This window comes from Castellaniella denitrificans (assembly GCF_042653765.1).
GTDB classification, from domain to species: domain Bacteria; phylum Pseudomonadota; class Gammaproteobacteria; order Burkholderiales; family Burkholderiaceae_B; genus Castellaniella; species Castellaniella denitrificans.
This window is the reverse complement of sequence record NZ_JBHSEZ010000028.1, coordinates 254,223-254,437: the sequence shown is the minus strand read 5'-3', so window position 1 is coordinate 254,437 and position 215 is coordinate 254,223. Positions and strand designations below refer to the sequence as shown.

General features: G+C 74.4%; 1 protein-coding gene. It reads left to right on the top strand.

All coding sequences use genetic code 11. From position 1 onward, the window contains the following. Nucleotides 1–215, top strand: a 215-nt coding sequence (locus ACFO27_RS13265; RefSeq protein WP_376817748.1) for a methyl-accepting chemotaxis protein, incomplete at both ends; no start/stop codon positions are given.

Here is a 215-nt window from a genome sequence, read left to right as displayed (position 1 = left end):
CCATCGCCTTCCAGACCAACATCCTCGCCCTGAACGCCGCGGTCGAGGCCGCCCGCGCCGGCGAACAGGGCCGCGGCTTCGCCGTGGTGGCCTCCGAGGTCCGGGCGCTCGCCCAGCGTTCGGCCGGCGCGGCCAAGGAGATCAAGGGCCTGATCGACACCTCGGTCGAATCCGCCGCCAAGGGCAACGAGCAGGCCTCGCGCGCCGGCGCCACC